Here is a 3,089-nt window from a genome sequence, read left to right as displayed (position 1 = left end):
TCGCACGCATCGAGCGGCAGTATGGCCGCGCGCGGCGGATCTGGGCGATGGACAGAGGGATCCCGACCGAGGCGGTGCTCCAGGAGATGCGCGAGAGCGATCCCCCGGTGCATTACCTCGTGGGCACACCGAAGGGGCGATGCTTCGGACCTCGGCATCCTTGCCGATACGTCCCTTCGAACGCCGCGTGTACGCCGTTTCATGGCCTGCCCACCTCGGGAATCAACGCTCACCCGTGAAACCTCGATCACCTCGACCACCGCCGGTGGGTGCGTTACGCGGACCTCGCGCAGGGTCGCGCCGTCGGCATAACGCCATCACCACCGTCCCCGAGGGGTACGCCAGGCAAAAGCGCTCGAAGCGGGACTCGGGGGTCTCCGTCGTCATGGCTTGTCGTGCGATGGTGCTCACGGACCGCGGCGGCGGCCTGCGCTTCCTCGGCCGTACACCGCTTCCGCCGCGAGTGCGCGGGTGTGAACTCTGCAGATTAACCTCGCTATGTGCGCCAGCGTACAGACTCGGCCGGAGCAGCTCGCGTACGCTTATAGTGTAACGCGTTGATGGACGGTGTGGTTTCGGCGTAAGACGGACATGGGCAAAACCAAGTTTTTTTTCACCGAGCAGGTGCCGGGCGGGAGCCGCGGCGAGGCGTCGGACGAGGACATGCAGCGCGGAATCACCGATTTCGGCGCGGAGGAGATCCCGGACGACAGCACGTTTTTCATGCCGGAAGGAGGCGGCGGATTTGTCGGCCGAGCCAAAGGCTGGGAGCGCTAGGCCCATACGTCGCCTGCGGTACCGCGTCTCCCCAACCCCGCTCGGGCTCGGGGGCAGCAGGATGTCATGCCTTCACCTCATGCGCCCCGGTGAACGTCCCCTGCCTTACCACGGTGCGGCCCTTGCGCGCGGCCAGTCATCGGCCTTGTGCAAGGCGGCTTCGATTGGACTCTTGGGTTGGAACTTGGATGCGGTATTTGGACCAGTGGCGCGACTGGGTCGCTCTCGGTATGTGGATCGATGCCCTGACTATTTCGCCGAGCAGTCCGTAGTAGGCGCAGGGGTCCATCTCCTGGGGCCATTCAGGGCTTACAGAATCGGCCCCCTGCGCTGGGCCGTTGCCTCGTCTGGGCTCATATCCCCGCGCGCGGCCTCCGCGCCCGCTATGGCGCATTGTACGGCCTCTGCGCCGCATTCGCCCTCCGTAGGTACCCGAGCGCCCGCCAAGTGCCGACGTGTGTCCTCCTGGGCCGCCTCGTCATAGAACTCCAACGGCGGCAGATCATCGTAGGGCGCTGCGCCGGCCTGCGGTCGCCAGACCTCCTTCGGCAAGAGCCCGAGCGCCCTCAGATAATCCTCTTGTCGGCGCCCTCCCAGTGACGGTGCATGCACACGAACTTGCCATAGCGCACGCCACCGAAGTTCGGCAGGAAATAGACCGCGGAGGTCCCGCCGCCCGGCTCGGTATGCCTATCCTCGAAGGGGGCAGATGATCGAAAGCTTGCCGTCGCCGTGGGCGCGTTTGATCATTTTGCGATCGCTAACTAAGCGCCCGCACGACGGGATCACGGCTGGCTATTGCCGCTGCGCGCTCGGCCCGCCCGGGTCTCCCCTCCAGCGGCGGGGCGTCCTTAATTAAGGATCTGCTCGATATCGACGGGATCGCCGTGATAGCTCATCGTCTCGGCCCCGATCAGCGGTGCGAAGACGGGCTGCTCGGCCCGGTAGACAGAAGGATCGAGCCTCACCGCGCCAGGGCCCAGCCGGGCGTCTATCTGCCGCTGCATGGCCTCACCCAAGCGGATGCCATGGCCCGATCCACCGCCCTCGACAGTTCCAGGATGTAGCGCGCGTGCGGGCTCCCCACGGTGTGGCTCGCCGTTGTGTAGCCGAAACCGGAGTACTCCCCCAGCATCATGCACAGCTCCGCGAAGGCTTCGGGGGTGGCGCCGTCCAGGTCGAACGCGAGGAACCGCCTGGCCTCGGCACCGTCACGGCACGTGTGATGCCGGCCGTCACCGTTTCGCGCGAAGGGTCCCGAGATCCAGGTCAGCCCTTTCGCCGTTGACCGATCGGCCAGCACGGCCTCGGCGAAGCCCGCAAAGCTCGCCGCCGTGCGCTGCTCGGGCCAGGCGTCGAACTTGTCGCGGCCGCGAGAGTAGGAGATTCCTTCCACCGCGAGATCGGGGGCCTGGTTCGAGCTCCCCCTCCGGAGGTGGGTCAAGCTCCGGCTCGAGCAGGTCCTCGACGGGCGGAGTCGTCGTCTGGGCTTCGTGCGCGGCCTGGGCTGCCTCTCGGAGGGCCTGTTGCTCAGCCTGGCCTTCCTCGAAGAAGTCAATGTCGAAGCCGAAAACGCTCACGACCGCCTCCGTGGCTTGGCCAGGCTCCCAGCCACCTCGGCACAGGCGCCTCTCAGCGCATCATGCAGGGTCGCCGCCGTGATACGATCCGACCGTCCCAATCCCCGTTATCGTGAGGGCCCACGCGACTGCTGGTACGTCCATCCATAAGGCCGAACTGCCCTCCGCAGAGCTCTGGACGATCGTGTGGGTCTGGAGCACGTTGCTCACGCTGCACCAGCAGGCGCGGCGGCAAAAGAACATTGCCGCCGCGATCGAAGCGCTCAGCGGGCTGCGCCAGCGGCTCGGGCTTGCACGAGCGCGGCTGCGCGCGGCGGCTCAGATCGCCTGCGCCTCGCCATGATCCTCGATCGGCACCACGTCGGGCGCTACCTCAAGGTCAAGCGCACCGTGCGCGAGGAACACCAGTTTACAAGCAGGCGCGTCGCGGCCGCCCGGGCCCTGACATGGCCTACCGCAGGATCACCCGCCGGCGCTACGTCATCGAGTAGAGCATCGACGAAGCGGCCATCGCCTACGACCAGAAGAGCGACGGCATGTACCCGCTGCTCACCACCAGCCGACAAAATAGCCATTGAAAAGCGCTGAGCGCCCTGGGCGCCTGATCGTGGATGGCATCGAAACGCCGCCCGCGACCCTCCCGCAGGATCCCGACCGCGTTGATCACCGCATCGACCCCGGTGAGCCGCCCCCCGCCAGCCGCCCGCATCGACATCCCGCGCATAGTCCACG

Annotated in this window: 7 protein-coding genes; 3 read left to right on the top strand and 4 right to left on the bottom strand. The window is 66.7% G+C overall.

Annotation, left to right across the window (positions count from 1 at the left end; all coding sequences use genetic code 11):
• Together M3461_04075 and M3461_04070 are read left to right on the top strand one after the other, a co-directional pair.
• Nucleotides 1-239: hypothetical protein (locus tag M3461_04075; protein MDQ3773597.1), on the top strand; the 239-nt coding region annotated here is incomplete at its 5' end.
• Nucleotides 240-591: 352 nt separating this feature from the next.
• A complete protein-coding gene (locus M3461_04070) occupies nt 592-777 on the top strand; it encodes a hypothetical protein (protein ID MDQ3773596.1) in 186 nt (61 codons plus the stop codon).
• A 309-nt stretch (nt 778-1,086) separates the two neighbouring features.
• On the opposite strand, the gene M3461_04065 is transcribed toward M3461_04070, so the two are convergent.
• The 3 genes from M3461_04065 to M3461_04055 all read right to left on the bottom strand — a co-directional run bounded on the left by M3461_04065 (nt 1,087) and on the right by M3461_04055 (nt 2,221).
• Nucleotides 1,087-1,329 (bottom strand): hypothetical protein, encoded by a 243-nt coding sequence (locus M3461_04065; GenBank protein ID MDQ3773595.1) that lies wholly within the window; start codon nt 1,327-1,329, stop codon nt 1,087-1,089.
• A 299-nt stretch (nt 1,330-1,628) separates the two neighbouring features.
• Nucleotides 1,629-1,784, bottom strand: a complete 156-nt coding sequence (locus M3461_04060; protein MDQ3773594.1) for a hypothetical protein — start codon at nt 1,782-1,784, stop codon at nt 1,629-1,631.
• Nucleotides 1,769-2,221, bottom strand: coding sequence for a hypothetical protein (locus M3461_04055; protein ID MDQ3773593.1), 453 nt, complete (start codon nt 2,219-2,221; stop codon nt 1,769-1,771). Before M3461_04055 ends, M3461_04060 begins: the two co-directional genes overlap by 16 nt.
• 248 nt (nt 2,222-2,469) lie before the next feature.
• Between M3461_04055 and M3461_04050 the strand changes: the two genes are divergently transcribed.
• A complete protein-coding gene (locus M3461_04050; GenBank protein MDQ3773592.1) occupies nt 2,470-2,700 on the top strand; it encodes a hypothetical protein in 231 nt (76 codons plus the stop codon).
• 171 nt (nt 2,701-2,871) lie between these two features.
• Here the strand turns inward: M3461_04050 and M3461_04045 are convergent.
• On the bottom strand, nt 2,872-3,089 hold a 218-nt coding region (locus M3461_04045), incomplete at its 5' end, for a hypothetical protein (GenBank protein MDQ3773591.1).

Source organism: Pseudomonadota bacterium, assembly GCA_030860485.1.
Classification (GTDB): Bacteria; Pseudomonadota; Gammaproteobacteria; order JACCXJ01; family JACCXJ01; genus JACCXJ01.
Note: the sequence above shows the minus strand (reverse complement) of the source record. Positions and strands in the feature narration are given on the sequence as shown.